The 18,729-nt window shown below is 46.3% G+C and carries 13 protein-coding genes; 3 read left to right on the forward strand and 10 right to left on the reverse strand.

From position 1 onward, the window contains the following. Window positions 1-24: 24 nt before the first annotated feature. The 5 genes from serS to lrp form a co-directional block, all read right to left on the reverse strand. Window positions 25-1,332 carry a serine--tRNA ligase gene (gene serS / locus I3X05_RS10890; protein WP_045572011.1) on the reverse strand — a complete coding sequence of 436 codons (1,308 nt, stop codon included), beginning with the start codon at window positions 1,330-1,332 and terminating at the stop codon, window positions 25-27. A gap of 91 nt (window positions 1,333-1,423) precedes the next feature. Next, window positions 1,424-2,773: a replication-associated recombination protein A gene (locus I3X05_RS10895; RefSeq protein ID WP_045572012.1), complete on the reverse strand. Its 1,350-nt coding sequence runs from the start codon at window positions 2,771-2,773 to the stop codon at window positions 1,424-1,426. Between the two features lie 6 nt (window positions 2,774-2,779). Further along, a complete protein-coding gene (gene lolA / locus I3X05_RS10900) occupies window positions 2,780-3,376 on the reverse strand; it encodes an outer membrane lipoprotein chaperone LolA (RefSeq protein WP_045572013.1) in 597 nt (198 codons plus the stop codon). A gap of 70 nt (window positions 3,377-3,446) precedes the next feature. Continuing rightward, window positions 3,447-6,341: a DNA translocase FtsK gene (locus tag I3X05_RS10905; protein ID WP_045572014.1), complete on the reverse strand. Its 2,895-nt coding sequence runs from the start codon at window positions 6,339-6,341 to the stop codon at window positions 3,447-3,449. Window positions 6,342-6,486: 145 nt separating this feature from the next. Next, a complete protein-coding gene (gene lrp, locus I3X05_RS10910) occupies window positions 6,487-6,981 on the reverse strand; it encodes a leucine-responsive transcriptional regulator Lrp (protein ID WP_039429735.1) in 495 nt (164 codons plus the stop codon). A 156-nt stretch (window positions 6,982-7,137) separates the two neighbouring features. Here lrp and ald point away from each other — a divergent pair, with 156 nt between their 5' ends. Then, the gene (gene ald / locus I3X05_RS10915) at window positions 7,138-8,262 is read left to right on the forward strand and encodes an alanine dehydrogenase (protein ID WP_045572015.1); all 1,125 of its coding nucleotides are present in this window, start codon (window positions 7,138-7,140) and stop codon (window positions 8,260-8,262) included. A gap of 127 nt (window positions 8,263-8,389) precedes the next feature. Here the strand turns inward: ald and I3X05_RS10920 are convergent, their stop codons facing one another. Further along, entirely contained in the window at window positions 8,390-9,595 is a 1,206-nt protein-coding gene (locus tag I3X05_RS10920; RefSeq protein WP_193157806.1) for a methyltransferase, read from the reverse strand. Between the two features lie 55 nt (window positions 9,596-9,650). Then, window positions 9,651-10,625, reverse strand: coding sequence for an HTH-type transcriptional regulator CysB (gene cysB / locus I3X05_RS10925; RefSeq protein ID WP_045572017.1), 975 nt, complete (start codon window positions 10,623-10,625; stop codon window positions 9,651-9,653). A 336-nt stretch (window positions 10,626-10,961) separates the two neighbouring features. On the opposite strand from cysB, the gene I3X05_RS10930 reads away from it, so the two are divergent. Further along, on the forward strand, window positions 10,962-11,726 hold the full coding sequence (locus I3X05_RS10930) for a hypothetical protein (protein WP_045572018.1): 765 nt from the start codon (window positions 10,962-10,964) through the stop codon (window positions 11,724-11,726). Window positions 11,727-11,795: 69 nt separating this feature from the next. Next, window positions 11,796-12,572, forward strand: a complete 777-nt coding sequence (gene miaE, locus I3X05_RS10935) for a tRNA isopentenyl-2-thiomethyl-A-37 hydroxylase MiaE (RefSeq protein ID WP_337970715.1) — start codon at window positions 11,796-11,798, stop codon at window positions 12,570-12,572. A gap of 78 nt (window positions 12,573-12,650) precedes the next feature. Here miaE and I3X05_RS10940 read toward each other — a convergent pair whose 3' ends face one another. From I3X05_RS10940 to I3X05_RS10950, 3 genes are all read right to left on the reverse strand, one after another. Beyond that, window positions 12,651-16,769 (reverse strand): zinc-dependent metalloprotease, encoded by a 4,119-nt coding sequence (locus tag I3X05_RS10940; protein WP_337971190.1) that lies wholly within the window; start codon window positions 16,767-16,769, stop codon window positions 12,651-12,653. Window positions 16,770-16,800: 31 nt separating this feature from the next. Further along, complete coding sequence (locus tag I3X05_RS10945; protein WP_193277836.1) at window positions 16,801-17,667, reverse strand: hypothetical protein; 867 nt, start codon at window positions 17,665-17,667, stop codon at window positions 16,801-16,803. Window positions 17,668-17,898: 231 nt separating this feature from the next. Continuing rightward, entirely contained in the window at window positions 17,899-18,729 is an 831-nt protein-coding gene (locus I3X05_RS10950; protein ID WP_337970716.1) for an ABC transporter ATP-binding protein, read from the reverse strand.

The following is an 18,729-nucleotide window of genomic DNA, read 5'->3' on the forward strand; positions in this document are numbered from 1 at the left end:
GGGTTTGATATTTATTTGATCAAATTAACCGATGTGCGTTGCGCCGCCCATGTATTTCTGCAGCACTGTAGGGATAGCAATACGGCCGTCTGCTTCTTGGTTGTTTTCAAGAATCGCAACCATAGTACGACCAACGGCCAAACCAGAGCCGTTTAGAGTATGCACCAGCTCTGGTTTCTTCTCTGCTTTACGACGGAAGCGTGCTTGCATGCGACGAGCTTGGAAATCCCACATGTTTGAGCATGAAGAGATTTCACGGTAGGTATTTTGCGCAGGCACCCACACTTCTAAGTCGTAAGTCTTGTGAGAACCGAAACCCATGTCGCCAGTACAAAGTAGCACTTTACGGTAAGGTAGCTCGAGCAGCTGCAGTACTTTTTCTGCATGACCAGTCAGCTCTTCCAAGGCGCTCATTGAGTCTTCAGGTTTGGTGATTTGAACCAGTTCCACTTTGTCGAACTGATGCATACGGATCAAACCGCGCGTATCACGGCCGTAAGAGCCCGCTTCAGAGCGGAAACACGGCGTATGTGCCGTCATCTTGATTGGCAGATCCGCTTCGTCCGTGATGGTATCACGCACTAAGTTAGTCACAGGAACTTCGGCCGTTGGAATAAGAGAAAGCTTGCGCGGCTCTTCGTCACTGGCTTTTTCCGTCAACGGCTCAGTATGGAACAGATCCTTACCAAATTTAGGCAGTTGACCTGTGCCGAATAGGCTGTCTGCGTTAACTAGGTAAGGCACGTACATTTCTGTATAGCCATGCTCTTCTGTGTGCAGATCCAGCATAAACTGAGCGATTGCACGGTGCAGACGGGCAAACTGACCTTTCATTACGATAAAGCGTGCGCCCGTGATTTTTACTGCGCTTGCGAAGTCTAAACCACCGCCCATTTCGCCTAGGTCAACGTGATCTTTCACTGCGAAGTCGTAAGTTTTCGGCTCACCCCAGCGAGAGATTTCTAGGTTGTCGTTTTCATCTTTGCCATCTGGTACTTCATCGGCTGGCAGGTTTGGAACAGAAAGCGTGATCTCTTCCAGTTTTGCCATCAACGCGTCAAGTTCGACTTTCTTCGCATCCAGATCAGAACCTAGAGAACCGATTTGCTGCTTAACCGCTTCTGCGCCTTCTTTGTCGCCAGCGGCCATAAGCTGACCAATTTGCTTGGAGATGGAGTTACGCGTGGATTGTAAATTTTCAACTTCTACTTGAATGGACTTACGTTGTTCTTCAAGTTCACGAATAGTCTCTACGTCCAGCTTAAAGCCACGACGCGCCAGTTTAGCAGCTGTTTCATCCAGCTCTGTACGAAGTAATTTAGAATCCAGCATTGTTAATCCTATGCTTTTTGTTGTGAAATGACGTGCTCAATCCAGACGAACACGTTGAAAAAATTAACCAAATAAATGTATCCAAAAACGCCTACTTTTCATAGCGCTTTTGTGGGCTATTTGCGTCTAAATTAGCCAGGTAATCTAACTTTTCCGCGATTTTGCCCTCTAAACCGCGGTTTGTTGGCTGATAGTACTTACGTGATGCCATTTCTAATGGAAGATAGCATTCTCCCGCAGCGTAAGCCCCGGGCTCATCGTGTGCGTAGCGATAGCCTTCACCGTAGCCGAGATCTTTCATCAGTCCGGTTGGCGCGTTGCGCAAATGGAATGGCACCTCATATTCGGGCAAGTTGTGGGCATCGGCCAGCGCTTGTTTCCACGCGGTATACACGGCATTGCTTTTCGGCGCGCAGGCTAAGTAGACGATCGCCTGTGCAACAGCGCGTTCACCTTCTGCCGGACCTACGCGGGTGAAACAATCCCACGCGGCGAGCGCCACTTGCATCGCTCTCGGATCCGCATTACCAACGTCTTCAGACGCAATCGCCAGCAGACGGCGGGCGATGTAGAGTGGATCACAACCTGCGGCAATCATTCGCGCAGCCCAATACAAGGCCGCATCGGGATTCGATCCGCGAATCGACTTATGCAGCGCGGAGATCAGGTCGTACCAAATATCGCCTTTGTTATCAAAGCGGGAGACTTTTTCTCCCGCCACTTCCGCCAACAGCGCCAAGGTGATCTGCTTTTCGCCTTGCGCGTTTTCTTCGGCCATGTCGTAGAGCAGTTCCAGATAGTTGAGTGACATTCTCGCGTCACCATTCACCAACTCAGCGAGGCGACTTAGGACGTTGTCGGCAAAATGCGCAGAAATATTACCCAACCCGCGCGACTTGTCTTCTATCGCTTGACGCAGCGCAAGCAAGATTTCATCGCGACTAAGTGACGTGAGCTTGTAAACTCGCGCTCGCGACAGTAATGCGTTGTTAAGTTCAAAAGAAGGGTTTTCTGTGGTCGCACCAATAAACGTCACCGTGCCATCTTCAATGTGGGGCAAAAAGGCATCCTGCTGAGATTTATTAAAGCGGTGCACCTCATCGACAAACAAAATGGTTCGTCGCCCAGCAAGTTTGTTTTCACGCGCTTTTTCAATCGCCGCACGGATCTCTTTGACCCCCGATGTCACCGCAGAAACGCGCTCAACTTCCGCATTGGCGTAGTTTGCGGCCACTTCAGCCAAGGTGGTTTTACCCGTGCCGGGTGGGCCCCAAAGAATCATCGAGTGCAAATGGCCGGCTTCCAAAGCTCGGCGCAGCGGCTTTCCCGGCCCAAGAATATGTTGCTGACCGATATACTGTTCTACCGTTTCTGGCCTCATACGAGCAGCAAGGGGACGAAAATCCTCGTCCCCTGAAAAATCTAACGTGTAATTGGTCACGAGCGATTAATTCCTTTGATCATCCACTTCCACTCCCTCTGGAATGGCGAAGGTAAATCTGTCTGCATTCGGTTTGCCCAGCTTCACTTGGCTGAACTTGAACAGCCCTTTTTGGCCATCTTGTTCAATCACATTAAAGCCATTGACGATGCCTTTGGCATCGATATCGATTTGAAACTGGCCTTGGGTCGAATCGACTGCTTTCGGGCTTAAGGTAAAGACATTGCCTTGTTGCTCAACGCGATAATTCTGCCAATCACTGGCTCGATTGCGTGTGAGTAGAACAAAGGGGGTTTGCTCCGTCGCTTGCTCTTGCCAGTAAATGCTGACCTGTTCAATAAAAGGGCTGTAGTACCAGAGGGTTTTGCCATCGGAAACTAACAGGTTTTCATCCGGGAAAGTGGTGTTCCAGCGAAACAGACTCGGACGAGCAATTTCAACGGTTCCTTCCCCTTCCATAATGGTTTCCCCTTCGGGGCTGAGGACCGTTTGGGAAAATTGGGCGCTAAAGCCATCGTTGATCGCCAAGCGGTTGCTGAGCTCCTCCTGTGGGGAAGCCATTACCGACGCGGTTAGAAACATCAACGTAAACCATTTCTTCATTTTTCTACCTTTCTACAACTTGTGGCGAGAAAACTCGTGTTATTGGACGGCGATTCAATCCGTAAGTTCACTAATCTCTGGGTGGCGCGGGAGCTAGGACTTCTCGATTGCCGTTATGGCCCGGCGCGCTGACAATGCCCTGCGCTTCGAGTTGCTCTACGATCCGTGCTGCTCGGTTATAACCAATTTTAAAGCGACGTTGAACGCCAGACACAGAGCCACGACGCGATTGAACCACGTGCTCTACGACTTGATCGAATAGAGGGTCCAATTCATCGTCGCTTTCCATCTGTTCACCCGGCAACAGCGCTTCGGGGCCTTGATCGCCGCTGACAATCTCTTCGATATAATTGGGTTTACCACGCGCTTTCCAATTATTTACCACGGCATGCACATCGTCATCGGAAGCAAACGCACCATGAACGCGAATAGTGTGACTTGAACCGGGAGGCAAATAGAGCATATCGCCCATTCCCAGTAGCGATTCCGCGCCGCCTTGGTCCAAAATGGTCCGTGAGTCCGTTTTGGTTGACACGGTAAACGCCACACGCGTTGGAATGTTTGCTTTGATCAAACCAGTGATCACGTCAACTGACGGGCGTTGGGTCGCGAGGATCAAGTGAATACCCGCCGCGCGAGCCTTTTGCGCCAAACGTGCGATCAACTCTTCCACTTTTTTACCCACCACCATTATCAGGTCGGCAAACTCGTCGACGACCACGACAATGTAGGGCAGTTTTTCCAGTAATGGCGGTTCCGTGTCCATGCTGTCGCCGTCTTGCCACAGCGGATCGTGAATCGGATGACCCGCTTCTGTGGCCATTTTCAGCTTTTCATTAAAGCCTTTAATGTTACGGACACCCATCACCGACATCAGTTTATAGCGACGCTCCATCTCACCCACACACCAGCGTAGCGCGTTAGAAGCATCCTTCATGTCGGTAACCACTTCGGCCAACAGATGCGGAATGCCTTCGTAGACAGACAACTCAAGCATTTTCGGGTCGATCATGATAAAGCGCACCTCTTCCGGGCTGGCTTTATACAGCATGCTCAGGATCATCACGTTGACCCCGACAGATTTACCAGAACCTGTCGTGCCCGCCACCAGCACATGCGGCATTTTCGCCAAATCCGCCACCAGAGCTTCGCCCGCAATATCTTGCCCCAGAACCACGGTCGTCGGTGAAGTTGCCTGCTCAAACTGAGGGCTCGCAATCACATCAGAGAGATAGACGGTCTGGCGGCTCATGTTGGGCAGTTCGAGACCGACATACGGCTTGCCGGGGATCACCTCGACAACACGCACCGCCATAGCAGACAGCGAGCGCGCCAAGTCCATCGACAGGCTGGAAATGCGGCTAACCTTCACCCCTGGTGCCAAATCCAACTCAAAGCGCGTAATCACAGGGCCAGGGAAAATCCCCACAACGCGCGCTTTAATCTTGTAATCGGCCAGTTTTGACTCCACCAAACGTGCAATGTGCTCCAGCGCTTCTTTATCGATGAAATTTTCTCGCTTTTCTGGATGATAAAGCAGCTCTAACGTCGGCAACGGCTCTTGTGGTACAGGCAGGTTCTGCTCTTTTTTCATTAAGAACGGATTGTTTGCCCCTGCCATGTTTTGCTGAGCTTGGCTGACCATATTCTGAAAAGCGGTGACATCTTCATCGACTTGAGGCTCTTCTTCACTCTCCTCATTTTCATAAGGTGCGGATGTCTCTGTTTCTGACAAAGACCACGACTGCTGCCCAAATGGAGTTTGCGCTTGATACTCTTCTGGCTCTTGCATCCAAGGCGGTGAATCGAGTTCGTCTTCCAAGCTCGACATTACTGGCTCACGTCGATGTGGCTCAACCACTTCATCCCCAATCTTATCCAGCTCGGAGGCCGAAATGACAGGCTCAAACGATGGCTCATCTTGAGACCATGGCAGCTCTGCGCTCTCTGGCGCTGATTCTGCTGGCGACCTTGCCGTGTAAGATGTCACCGTCACAGGCTCTGAATACGAGGGCAATTCGGCTGGCATGTCATCGGCAAACATCGCCTCTTGCTCCAACTCCTCAATCGTCGCTGTCAGCTTTTGACTGCGCGTTTCTTGCGGAATTTCTGCGGCGATGTCTGCATGATAATTTGCCTGAGAAGGCATATGGATGGGATAGTCAGTTTGCGGCGAAGCGGCCATCGCTGGCTCTTCAAGGTATTCTTCGTCATGGTGCTGCGGCAAGTCTTGCGTTTTCTCGCTCACATTGGGCGTGTCTAACGACTCACGTTCTAAGCTGATGTTTTGTAGCTGAGGCTCTAATGTCTCCCCCGCGTCACCACGCACTTTGTTGACTAGCCAAACAAACAACCCAATGGCCAGATTACCGAGCGATTCAACAATGGCCAACCAAGAAATCCCGGTCAGCAAGGTAAAGCCCGCCCCCCATAAAAAGAGCAGCACTAACGTGGTGCCTAATAAATTGAGTACAGGTAAGGCCAAGTTAGTCAAGACATCGCCAATCACGCCACCAGAGGAGAAATACCAAATATCATCGAAATTGATGTCTGCCAAACCACAGCTGGTCAGAATTAGGATCACGAGGCCAAGTAGACGCGTCCCCCACAGCATCAAGTCGATGTGTTCGTCTTCATCTCGTTTGCGGAAAAACACCCACGCGGCGATGGTAAGTAACAAAGGAAGTGGGTAGGCTAACAAGCCAAAAGCGAAAAAGAGGGTATCGGCGATCCAAGCGCCTAAAATGCCACCGGCATTGCTAATTCCCCCACCCCATGCCGTTTGCGACCAAGAAGGATCGGCTGGGCTGAAAGTGATGAGTGCTGTCGCCAGCAAAACAGAGCTGAGCACACCGAGGATCAGACCGCACTCTTTCAGACGTTGAAAACCGTTCAGACGGGAAGACTGAGGCTCTTCGCTTGTTTTTATAATCGTTTCGACTTTCTTCGCGTTCTCTTTGAACATAAATCAACTTGAATCATTATTAATCTGAAACACTCCGAGCGGCCAAAGCCGCTCGGATTAATAAGTTGATTTAACCACATCGAAAGGAAAAACCCAACGTCTCGTCTGCGAAAGCAGGCATATAACCTGCTTTCCTTACAAGAATTTAACGGGTTTTAATCACCAGTTGATTGCTTTGCTTCACTTCTTCCATAACCACGTAGGTTCGCGTGTCGTTCACACCCGGTAGACGCAAAAGCGTGTCACCCAACAATTTACGGTATGCCCCCATGTCAGATACACGGGTTTTCAGCAAATAGTCGAAGTCACCAGAAACCAGATGACACTCTTGGATATCATCGAGCTTTTGCACTGCGGTGTTGAATTGCTCAAACACATCCGGTGCACCACGGTTTAACGTAATCTCAACAAATACCAATAGAGAAGCGTCAAGATACTGAGGGTTCAACAACGCGGTATAACCCGTGATGTAACCTTGACGTTCGAGACGGCGCACACGCTCCAAACACGGCGTTGGCGAGAGGCCTACGCGTTTTGAGAGTTCTACGTTTGAAATTCGACCATCTTTTTGCAACTCATTCAGAATGTTGCGGTCGATACGGTCTAGATCCTTGGACGGCTTTTTGTAGTTGTCTGCCATTTTTTATTCCACCTTATTACTTCCTTGCAAAAAAATATACTACAACTTTTTAATATTCAGTATCAAATTTTATTTAAACCCATCTATACTAGGCGTTAATTCGACAATACTACCCTACACATAGTCAATACAACCATAATAACTTAAGGAGTCAGGATGATTATTGGCGTTCCAAAGGAAATCAAGAACCATGAATACCGTGTTGGCATGATCCCAGCCAGCGTGAGAGAAGTGATCTCTCATGGTCACCAAGTGTTTGTTGAAACTAATGCCGGCGCAGGCATCGGTTTTTCAGACGATGACTATATTGCTGCAGGCGCATCCATTCTTCCTACTGCTGCTGACGTGTTTGCGAAAGCAGAAATGATTGTAAAGGTTAAAGAACCTCAAGCTGTCGAACGAGCAATGCTTCGTGAAGGGCAAATTTTATTTACCTATTTACACTTAGCCCCAGATTTTCCACAAACTGAAGAGCTAATCAAGAGCAAAGCTGTCTGCATAGCCTATGAGACTGTAACAGATCATATGGGTCGCTTGCCACTACTCGCACCGATGTCTGAAGTTGCTGGTCGCATGTCTATCCAAGCTGGCGCACAGACTCTTGAGAAGTCTCACGGCGGTCGTGGTCTTCTTCTGGGCGGTGTACCTGGCGTTGAACCAGCAAAAGTCGTTGTTATCGGCGGCGGCGTTGTGGGCGCGAACGCAGCGCGCATGGCGGTTGGTCTACGTGCGGATGTCACTATCCTTGACCGTAGCGTAGACACGCTTCGTAAACTGGACGAAGAATTCCAAGGCCGCGCTAAAGTGGTTTATTCTACAGAAGATGCGATCGAGAAGCACGTTCTAGAAGCGGATCTTGTTATCGGTGCCGTATTAATTCCGGGTGCAGCAGCGCCAAAACTGGTAACTAAAGAGCACATTGCGAAAATGAAGCCAGGCTCGGCCGTAGTTGACGTGGCAATTGACCAAGGCGGCTGCTTTGAAACGTCTCACGCGACCACTCACGCAGAACCTACCTACATCGTTGATGACGTGGTTCACTACTGCGTGGCCAACATGCCAGGTGCAGTTGCACGTACGTCCACTTTCGCATTAAACAATGCCACTCTCCCTTATATCGTGAAACTGGCTAATCTGGGTTACCAGCGTGCGCTGACTGACGACAAAGGCTTCTTAAAAGGCTTGAACGTCATTCACGGCAAAGTCACTTGCAAAGAAGTTGCAGACAACTTCAACCTTGAGTACATCGCACCAGCTGACGCTATTGCTATGTTCAACTAAGGTTACTCTGCTAGTCGAACACTCGGCTAAAGACGCAAAAAGCTCGCCATTGATGCGAGCTTTTTTATTCCTTTATTCATATAAATTATGAAAAAACGATCTATCAAAAATCAATTTCACAGCAATGTCACTTGGTAGATGCCATTTTTCGCGCTTGGATCAGCAGATTCCTTGGTGTAACGATTCGATCGCAAAATGTGAACAGATCCACATGATAACCATGCTGCTGCAAAAACAGCACTCGGTCATAGACTAGCCACATTTCCAACGGACGCTGAAAAATTTGCTGCACTAAGCTCAATCGCTCCATACGCCAGAAGCGCTCTTCACCCAATGTCTCAAAGCGGGCATAGTCGACCTTAGGCAAACATAACGACTTTTGCCTCGCAGCCCAGTGGCAAAATGCTGCAAAACCTGCATTTAACTGTGATTTTTTAATACTGGGCACAGGCACGTACTCTTCCAACTGCAACTGCTCTCGGCATATCAGATCAAAAGCAAGTCGATAAATCATTTCCTGCTCACGTTGGCGTTTGACGCGCTCACCACCGGTAACGGTTTGTTGCAGAGGAATGCGTAGCTCTTTTTTACTCAGCTTCAGTTTGGATTGCTGCGCGGGTATCGATAACGCTTGATAAGCTTCATCCTGAATTAAATGATAACAGCAGGGCGCAATGCTCATTGCAGCAACATTAGCGCTCGTACCGTTCTGTATCAGGCGGACATGAAGATCACCGCACGCGTGAAGCGCAACCGCGTGTTGATTGGGGTGAAAAAACCGCTTAGATCGCTCATCAAACGCATCGCCTTGGACAAACGACATCGCCAAATTGAGCTCGTCCGCCGCTTTCTGGCCCTCTTCACACAAAGCATGCTGATATTCGAAACTGGTAACAGGCTGCTGACTTTCGCCCGCCAACACGCGTCCGAGGTACCCTTTTCCCGCACACCATTCTAACCACGAATCACCAACGTGGTGATCCAGACAAACGGCTCCCATCGCGCTAATTTGCTGCAGTTTTCGACCTGGAATACCGTTACTGATCATGGGTGATAGGCTGATTTGTGTTTCAGCGAGCGAAGCAACATCCGCCATATCCTTGACAATAGATAAACTCGGGAAGAAAGGCTTTAGCTGCTCCTCCAGTATATCTGGCTGTGTTTTAAGTTGTGCGATTTGCTGATGGCTCAATAAAGACAACCAACTGCAAAGTTCAGGATGGGAAGCTTGCCAAGGCAGAGTGCTGGCTAAGCTGCGGTGAAATGGTTCGAAGCGCCAGAAATCTTGGTTTTCTAGCAACCAGTCGTTTATGAAATGAAATTGAGCCTGCATACTTCCCCCAAAACAAGCGAGTATTTTGGAGGAAGTCGATACGATTGGAAAGCGCTTAGCGTACTGGGAGGACGATATCTTTAAACATCTCTTCAATTTCCGCGTTCGATTTGAGCGAGATCGCCTGCTCAACCACAGGGCGAGTCAGATGCGGTGCAAAACGTTCCATAAAATCGTACATATAAGAGCGCAAGAAAGTCCCTCGACGAAAACCGATACTGGTGGTGCTGGCACCAAACAGGTGGCTGGCATCAATCGAGACCAAATCTTTATCCTGCTCTTTATCGACTGCCATACTGGCAATGACACCAACGCCAATGCCCATACGCACGTAAGTTTTGATCACATCAGCATCCGTCGCGGTAAAGACGACTTTCGGAGTGAGGCCGACACGATTAAACGCCGTATCTAACTCAGAGCGCCCTGTGAAACCAAATACGTACGTCACCAATGGGTAAGTCGCTAAGTCTTGAATAGTCACCTTCTCTTTGCGCGCCAGCGGATGATCTTTCGGCACAACAATTGAGCGATTCCAATGGTAACAAGGCAGCATAACGGCATCTTGATAGAGGTGTAGTGCTTCTGTCGCAATAGCGAAGTTGGCCGTGCCTTTGGCGATCGCCTCTGACATTTGGCTTGGCGTACCTTGATGCATATGCAGGGATACTTTCGGATAGCGAGCGGTAAAGCCTTTAATCACATCCGGTAACGCATAGCGGGCCTGAGTGTGGGTCGTTGAGATGTTCAGTGTGCCCATTTCCGGGTGAGTGTGCTCACCAGCCACGGCTTTGATACTTTCTACTCGCGCGAGAATTTCTTGGGAAATCCGCACGATGTCCTCACCCGCTCGAGTCACTTGAGTAAGATGTTTCCCACTTCGCTCAAAGATTTGGATACCCAGCTCATCTTCCAGCAATCGCACTTGCTTACTGATACCCGGCTGCGAGGTATACAGACTCTCTGCTGTCGCAGACACATTGAGATTGTGGTTCACAACCTCAACAATGTATTTCAGTTGTTGCAGTTTCATAGTCGCCTCGTAGTCCGTTACTCATAACTAAACTTCATCCACATGAGTAAAAACCATGCATTTTAGGTTCTCAAATATAATAATAAGTTATAACGTGGATAACGTATAAAGAACAGCGAAATTACAAACTTTCTATCCCCTCACAGCTCAGGATGCGACCAGACGACTATTTTGCAATCCACGCCTCATTCTTTACTTCGATTCGTAAGTTTTGATTACTAATCTTTTTCAGAACAGCAATAATCACTAAGAATATGATTAATAGGTGCATGAATGCCTTGTGTTCGTGTATCCTTACTTGTTAGCCGTCAATAATAAAAGCAGACACACACAGATATGAATATTGGTTTAATTATCGCTTTGGTCGCCGTATTACTGGTTCTGGTTCTTGGTTACAACATCATGCTTCAGTACAAGGTCAAAGTGGAAACCGCGAAACGACAGGAATCCGCCCGCTATGTCGCTGTCATAGATGCCACTGAAGAGCTGATTGGCCATGCGCACCATATTCCTTTTAGTAAGGAATTGCTTGTCTGCCTAAACAATCGCATCTTGGATGCGCTGGAAAATATGTCGGCGTTAGATCCTAAGAGCAAACAGCTCGCACAGCGAGTTGAAGGCATGAAGCAGCAGATTGAACATCTGAAGAACAACTATCAAGGCGGTGAAAGCACCGCGTTTAAAGTGCCCACCAGCGACAAGCAAGCCATTGTGATGCTCAAATTGGTTAAGCGCTTACGTGACACCATACGAAATGAACACAACAAAGGCCGTTTTGAAACCCAAGCCTATGTAGAAGAAAACGCTCGTTTGGAAACCATGCAGATCCGCATTAACATCGAAAACGTGATTAAACGTGCCAATGACTCGATTGCTCGTGGGCAAGCTGGTACCGCGGTGCAACTTCTGCGTAAAGGCATTGACGTCCTTAGCACCAAAAACGACGCCTACTCCATCCAAGCCAAAGAGAAGCTTGATATGATGCTCAGTGAGCTCGATAAACGTCGTTCCGACAAGCACGCTGAAGAGTTGCAGCAGATGGAAGATAAAGAGCGCAATAACGATATGGATGCACTCTTCGGTGACAAGAAAAAGTGGTAGAATCCGCTTCCAGGTTTCCAATCAACAAGGTCGCCATTGGCGGCCTTTTTACTTTGTTAGAACAGAACTATGATCAGTCTCAATGCCTATCAGGAGCTACTCGCGCCTATCCACGCTTTTTTGCACTGTGAAACACCGGATGAATGGGTTGAGCAAGCCAAAAAGCCAGAAAATCTAGCTACTATTTTGCTCGATCACTTACTGTGTGAGTTGAAAGCGGGCCAGTCTGCCATGTATCTTATCCGCAAATACGCGGTTGATAAAGAAAGCGCACACACACTGTTGGATTGGTTTAAACCCTATGAAGATTTTGCTTATCGGGGGATTGGCTCGATTGAAACACTCAAGGGAAAGAGCAATATTTCTAAAGCGATTATAGCCAAATCGAACTCACCATACAGCCAAGATCTGATAGATAAGATGGTGTTGCTTATCAAAGAAGAGCTGCATCACTTTTATCAGGTACTGGAAATCATGCAAAGCCGTGGGATTGAATATCAAAGCATTCCGGCCAGCCGCTATGCAAAGGGCCTACTCTCGCACATGAAGACTCACGAACCTGAAACACTGATTGATAAGTTGATCATCGGTGGCTATATCGAGGCCCGCTCTTGTGAACGCTTCGCCAAACTGGCTCCGCACATGGATGATGAAATCGCGAAATTTTACATCTCTTTGCTGCGCTCAGAAGCCAGGCATTACCAAGATTATCTCTCGTTAGCCGAGCAAATCGCAGGAAAAGATATCAGCGCAAGAATCACCTATTTTGGCAAAATCGAAGCGCAACTTATCTCTTCGCCAGACGATGACTTTAAGTTTCATAGTGGTGTGCCAGCCTTGCGTTAGTGCAACGTAGAACGGTTCTTTGTGCAAAGAAAAGGCCTGCACATGTGCAGGCCTTGCTCTAGTGATATTTACAATTAACTATTCGAAGTCGCTCGAATTTGGCAGTCTATCTAGTAGCTCATAATACTTACCAGCCACCGTACCAATATCACCTTTTAGGTAAGCTTGGATTAAGTTTAGGTCTTTTGACCATAGATCTTTATCCGCCGATTCTGCCGCTGTATAACCTGCGTATACGTTATCGACAGCAAACATCATGTCATCACCGTAGTTATTCGCTATCAGAAGAAAAGCGTCGTAATATGCAGCGTAAACGTCGTCAACACTGTGTGCTTTGCCTCCTTTATAGCTAAGTGTTGATGCAACATTATCATACACAATATCGCCAGCCGTTATATTGGCGGTAACGAAGCTATTAAATGAAGTAGAAATAAGTTCTACATCTGCTGCGATATCTGCATCGATAGCAACTTTCATTGCGTTTACCATAGGTGCGTCAAACAATAGAACCGCATCATGGTACGCAGGTTTAATATCCGTACGGAATACTCCCCATGCCTTATCGATGTTGGATGCAATGGTTGCTAAAACAGCAGCATCGTAACCGTCCAAGTATGTTTTCAAATCGTAACCATCTGAAGTAACGAGTTGGTTTGCATAACTGTAAGCCAGCTTATTAGATTTTGTTGCTACAAACTTCTTGCCCTCAATAACAAACTCAACTTTGTCACCAGCAATAATGCCATAGCGATCTTGCTGTTTAGTGAACGAATCAAACTGGGCTTTACCACGTGCTTTCACTTTAAAATCGTTCGATTGCATCTGACTTACACCCATATTGAGAATAACGTCAGCAATACGCTCTCGACTGCGATTAGATATTCCAAAGAACGTCTTAATACCGCGTGGCATTGGAGATAGTGACTCCATTTGTTCTGTCAGATGAATATTGACATTAACACCCTTCAGATTCGTATAAGCGTTACCTGCTTTATCCACAAGTTCTACTGGCTTATTCAATGACTTACCAGCCACAATATTCGCCATAATGTTTTCGTATTCCGCTTGAACACCAGGTATATCTAGCAACGATGCGAAACTGACTTCATCGGTATAGCGATTTGAGTAGCGACGTGCCAAGAAGTAGCTTGCCAATCCTTTATCTGGCCAGTTGCCTAGCACAGAAACCGCGTTCGACCATGGATAATCTGGATCAATGGTACCAATTGACGTTAAGAAACGACCATCTTTCGTTTCTGCGACCGCTTTATATCCAGTGTCTGCATCCTCAATAAACTCCGCAGCTAGCTTATCAAAACAGTTTGCTGCCGCTAAATCGTAATCAGCAGGAATAAGATGTGAATTGTTGTCCAACAATTTGCCCAATGAGACTATTTTTTGCGTACCAGAAGCATTTTCGATCACACACTGATGCTCTGGTGTACGAAGTACATCAAGGAAGAATGCGGCCGCTTTTTGAGCACCATACGCATAATCACAGAACCAAGTATTCGTTGCTCTGCCATCCACACAGTAAGTAGGATTTGAAGCTAAGCGTAGCAAGAAATCTCCTGGTTTATCAGTACTCGCGCTGTAACCTAGATTCGTGTAGATATTATCTATACGTTCTAGATCCTCCATTTTATCTCGAATTGACGACATTTCTGAATAACGACGAACAATGTAGTTTGGATAGTCTGATGAATATAATCCCGTCGTACTGTATACAGCCAGATTACGACGATCATAACTATCTAAATAGTTTTGCCACTCGTAAGAAACAATCTCATCTAGCGTTGTTCCTTCGTCAAAACGGTTACAATCACTGTTCAAAGAGACATTTCCGTCTGTACAGAAATCGTATTTTTTACGCTCAATCTCGTTGGCTTTATCTAAGTAATAAAGTACGCCATAGCGTGTTTTTGCGTAATCATCGACATTGCCGCTCAACGCAGCAGAATCGAAGCGACTAAAGTCACAGTTGTACAGTGATTTACCGTCGTTTTCCCCAGATAGTTTTTCTACTTCTGAGCAGACCATCAGCGACTCGTTGGCTGGATTGCTACCAAATTTATAAGCAAAGCTCTCTTCATAGGCTTTCTTAGCAGCAAGATAGGCACTATAAGCTGCTTTTTCTTCTTCAGAAGCATCTGCACTAGGCTCGACCAACGGTTCTGGTTTTGCAACAGAAGCATCTTGGATAGTTTCTACTTTTCGACCATAGCCAAACTTAAAGGCCGCAATGTCATATAACCCCCATGTTGGTGTCTCATCCAACATGCTTGGTGCATAATCCATTGTGGAGCTATAAGCAGGAATATTTGTCAATCCTAACTTGTGAGCTTGTTCCAAAGTATAATAGTTTGCCTTGTCGTTTGACCCTTTGAAGTTATGGCGCAATCCCATATTATGCCCAAGTTCATGAACCAAAGTGTTACTGTATGTAGCGACCGTAATTGCATTTGCGACGATGGTCTGTAGATCTTTAGGTAGTGCTTTCCAACGCTTTAGTTGACGTGAAACCTCATTTCCAGAATCATCCATCTTAATATCAAAATAGCGATCATCATCTAACTTTAAGTTATCGAGCATTGCTTTGCTCGTAGAAGAGACCCACGTTGCCTCAACTGGATAAACATTATTTTCTGACCAAAAAGCGAGTCGGTTTTCTTCAGCAGCAACCACATCTTCAAAAGCCATATCGTCGTTAAAGTTCTTAACCAGTGATGTTGGATTTTTCGTTGCTAGCCTACCCGGTAACAGTTCTTCTTTACTTATCATTGGCACTTGGCTGTTTTCATCGGCTTCAAGTTTTGCTATTGCCGCCATAGTCGCCAGAGATGCCACACGAGATTCTACTTCTGTCTTGGCTGCCTTGTCTTCAGTCGGCAAGGGATCTAAACCGTTAGTATCCAACTGATTGCGATTATAAAAACGAGCTAAATTGTCCCAGTTGTAAGGAACCGTCGTGCGTGAAACACCCGCATACTGGTTGACATGACCTTTTATGATCTCACCAGTCATCGGGTTTGATACCGAAGGGCCATATCCAAGAAGACCATTGGCTAATGGTTCATCGACCAAATTGATCACGTTGTAACGTAAGTCACCAGGATGCACACCTGCGGGTTGAGACTTGTTGACAATCTCAATTTCCGGTTTCCCTGCATCTGAGCCAAACACGTTCAGAGCTTGGTTCATTTTTTCAATAGATTGCAGCGTCGCATCTAAGAAGATTTTGTTTTTCTCTTCAAAGAAATTGTCTGTCAGATAGTATTTGATTGATTCTTGGTTTGGATTGAAACGATTAAGATAAACAACATCGCGATCATACTTGTTAGTAATAGGATTGAGTGCTTTCGTTGCGGTTGTAAAAAAGCCGATATCGTTTTCGTCCCCTACTGGGTACAGAATGGGCTGATAACCTTCGGTGGCAATTGCACTCTCATGCACTAATGAATAGTAGAAACGCGATTTGAACGCACCATCAACCAAGGCATCTGAAATGCTAGCTTTGGTAGCAAAATCGATATAGTCGGTAAGTTTGTCCATATCGACACGGAATGTACGCTCTAATTCAAAGTTGAGAACACCTTTCTTTGGATCGAACTCCCAAGAGATAAGCCTTGGTGTGCCTTGCTCAGAAACGCCATCCGTAAGGCCATAAAGATCTTCCATGTTAAACTCGGAGACTTCTAGATCCTCTGGTATAGGAGTAAAATGTGTTTTTTTTCTATAACTTAAGCTTGCATCACCGTTGACTTCTTCTTCATTAGTACAATCGCCGTAGGAATCTTCTTGGCAACGATATGCAGCGAAATCACCTGGGATAGTCAAAACTTGAGCAAAGTTAACCGTGTCATCATCGGCTACAAACTTGTCATCACCACAATAATTATTTTCATCTTTTGGTAAATGCGCATTTGGATAGTTCTTATCATAGCTGCGTACTTCCAAGCCTTCTTTAGTAAAGCAAAGCTCTACGTAGCGAGGATCGCCTTGTAAGAAAGGGAACTGGTTTAAAGCGAAGCGAGGTGCTGCTCCGGTGGTTGGAACATAAAACCAACGACCATCTTTAAGATCTTTTACCGCGATTTCTTTCGCATCTCTTTCAACATGGTCATAGGCCTGATCATCTGCTCCACAGCCTGCTAATAATGCTGTAATTGCAGATGCAAGAGCTAATCTTTTAAACATCATTTAGAAATCCTTGTTATTTATTTTATTCCTAGAAGGAGAACGTTACTGTTGCTGTATATGAGGCATTCTCTTGATCGAGCAGATCTATATTTCCTATGGTGCCTCTTTCTGCGTCTTGATAGAAACCAGAAGATGATGCGGTCAATGACATCGACCAACTATCACTGAAGCTATAATCTGCATACAGTGAACCTTCGTAGTTCCAACTGCTTCTCCGAGTCCCCTGATAACTAACCGTATTCCCTCCAAGTGCAGTTATGCCGATAGAAAGAGAATCCCACGATTTTACAGCCGAAGTAGACAACGAATATGTCCACTCGGTAAGTGACTTACCGCCAGCTGTTTTATATTTATGAAAATTCTTTCTCAAACGAGGAGAAATACTAAAGTCAATGTCCCACGCTGTTAGCGTGACAGGAACCGAAAGACGAAACGCTGTTTGCAATTCGTCTTTTTCAGAGGATTCGGAGGTCGGAATAGTGAATTGTCCACTTGCACCAATTTTTCCAGTCTCACCAAAATTGTAGAGATTCGAATAGCTCAGACCTAGAACAGAATCCGTCGCGTAAGTGCCGGTTTCGTCCTCAAAGGCTCGATATCCACCAGTCGAAAAGTAAACTTTGGTGTTGCTAGATAGCTTGTAGCTTAGATCACCACTCCAAGAGAGATTGCGAACAGAACGATGGTCATCTTTGTTGTAAATGTTGGTATCGTAAGATAGAGAGACGGCTCCACTCACATTACAAACAAAACAAGATGCGCTCTCTTCAGTTTTGGTCGATTCTGCCCCGCTGTTGTCAACCGTATTATTCTCATCGGCCAAGGCTGAGGTTGAGAATAATGCGGCTAATATCACAGCAAGTGGCGTCACCTTCCACTTTGTTGTGTGCTGCATACTTTTTAACTTCCATGAAAATTAAGTTTATTAGAATAAACTTAAATTTAAACAGTTTATCAATTTTAAAATGCACGTGTCCTTCGTGGCATAATAACCTCGATAAACCTCTTAACCGCAAAGCGTATCTTTGCGATTAAATCCTTATTCATCTTTTACTAATGTAACGAATGTTAAATCAATTGAAATAAATCTGTATTTTAGAAAAAACCTTCAGCTTATATAGCTACGCTACGAAATTTTCCGAGAGAGTTCTCGCTTTTTCCTTCTATACTTTGGATGAGTAATTGGTATAGCAGAAAGCAATTTCTTTGTATATTCATTTTGTGGATTATCATACAGCTCAATCGATTTTCCGTATTCCACTATTTTTCCAAAGTACATGACGGCAACATTATCGGATACTTGTCTCACTACCGATAAGTCATGAGAAATAAATATCATGGCAAGATTCATTTCTTGCTGCAGCCTCAAGAGTAAATTAATAATTTGTGCCTGTACGGAAACATCCAACGCCGATACAGATTCATCACAAATGAGTAATTTAGGTTTAAGCGCTATTGCTCTGGCAATACCAATACGTTGACGCTGCCCACCCGAAAATTCATGCGGATAACGGCTGACCGCATTCGCTGGTAGACCGACTTTTTCAAGTAGTTCAAGTACCCACTGTTTGCGCTCTGCTGCCGTCCCCACTTTATGGATAATAAACGGCTCTTCCAAAATCATTCCTATGGTATGGCGTTGATTGAGCGACTCGAGCGGATCTTGAAAAACGATCTGCATCTCTTTACGCAAAGGACGCATCTCTTTCGGGCTGAGTTGGGTAATATCCCGCCCTTCAAAATAGATCTTACCTTCGGTAGGCTCGAACAATTTTAAAATGGTTCGGCCCAAGGTGCTTTTACCACACCCTGACTCGCCCACTAGGCCAAGCGTTTCACCACGTTTAACAGAAAGAGATACCCCATCAACGGCTTTGACTGTGTACCCTTTCGCAAACAATTTTCTACCCGAAACAAAGTGTTGCTTGAGATTGTCGATTCTCAATATCTCTTCCAT

This window comes from Vibrio navarrensis, assembly GCF_015767675.1.
Taxonomy (GTDB): domain Bacteria; phylum Pseudomonadota; class Gammaproteobacteria; order Enterobacterales; family Vibrionaceae; genus Vibrio.